The organism is Clostridium sp. (assembly GCF_051656525.1).
In the GTDB taxonomy this organism is placed as follows: domain Bacteria; phylum Bacillota; class Clostridia; order Clostridiales; family Clostridiaceae; genus Clostridium.
Window position 1 is genome coordinate 1 of the sequence record NZ_JBOGCC010000240.1, and the last position, 1,292, is coordinate 1,292.

The 1,292-nt window shown below is 27.1% G+C and carries 2 protein-coding genes and 1 pseudogene; all 3 read right to left on the reverse strand.

Annotated features, from left to right (window positions below):
- On the reverse strand, positions 1–430 hold a 430-nt coding region (locus ACRDDY_RS12180), incomplete at its 3' end, for a response regulator transcription factor (RefSeq protein ID WP_438565219.1).
- Complete coding sequence (locus ACRDDY_RS12185) at positions 408–995, reverse strand: ubiquitin (protein ID WP_438565220.1); 588 nt, start codon at positions 993–995, stop codon at positions 408–410. The genes ACRDDY_RS12185 and ACRDDY_RS12180, both read right to left, overlap by 23 nt.
- A gap of 94 nt (positions 996–1,089) precedes the next feature.
- A pseudogene (locus tag ACRDDY_RS12190) lies at positions 1,090–1,292 on the reverse strand (DUF4342 domain-containing protein); the annotation flags it as partial.

Below are 1,292 nucleotides of genomic sequence, written 5' to 3' on the forward strand. Positions count from 1 at the left end.
CTTTATGCTTCAACTTATCTAAAGATACTAATCCACAATTTAAAACTTCTTCCTTCTTTTTATCCACAACTACTCTCTTCTTTAATGCAGTTCTTATTCTTGCAAGTAACTCTTCAATTGCAAAAGGCTTAGTAATATAGTCATCTGCACCTAAATCTAATCCTGATACTTTGTCCATAACAGAATCTCTAGCTGTTAACATTATTGTGGGTATATCTGAATTTTTTCTAAGTCTTCTTAAAACTTCAAGCCCATTAATTTCTGGTAACATTACATCAAGTATTACTAAATCTATATCACCTTTTTCTGCTATTTCAAGACCTAATCTTCCATTACTTGCTTTCAATACTTTATATCCTTCATGCATAAGTTCAAGCTCTATAAATCTTGCTATTTTTTCTTCATCTTCAACAATTAGAATTTTTATCATTTTTAATCTCCTCTTTAACTTTTAACTTCATACTTCTTACACTGATACTCACTTTATTAAATATCCTATTTACCTTCTCTAACTTCTTTTCATCAATTCTTTTTGATACTATTGAAAACTCAAAATCTAAAAATGTTCCAATTATTATAATAGGTATCAGCATCCAAAATCCCAAAAATAAAAGAACTATAAGAACTGTAAGAGGTATCTTTAAAAAGATTTTCTTCTCCTTCTTTACCTCAAGGAAAATATTATTTAAAGTATCTATCCATCTACATACAGTTTCAAAAAATCCTACTGAATTATTCTCTCTTTTACGACTATCTTTTATTTCTTCTTTGTCTAAATTAAGATTATCTTCTTTAATACTCTCATTTGTATAAAATATACTAACCCTTGGCTTCTCTATTATCCCTTCATTTTCTAAATATAAAATAGAATCTAGCATGTCAAAATTATTAAGCTCTAAAGCAGTTTTTGCTTCATCACTACTTATATTAACTTCGTTTCTTAACTTTTCAATTAACTTAAGATTCTCCATAAACACTCCTTTCATAATAATCATTTTAATTCTTCCCTTTATTTATTAAATTATATCATTTAGATTTATATTTCTAAATGAAAAAAGCCTTGAATTTTTCAAGACTTTTCACCTATTCCTATGCTTCATAACCTTTTTTAAAATCTTCCTTTACTGAAGAGGCTGACTTAGAAACCTCCTCGAAAACACTATTTACTCCCTCATAATTAACTTTCTTTCCTGCAAGAGAATATTTATATCCACAGAATAATCCTACTATTAATAATATTATTGCTGGTACTGATAAGAATATTAATATTAAAGCTGATATTGTTAAGGAAA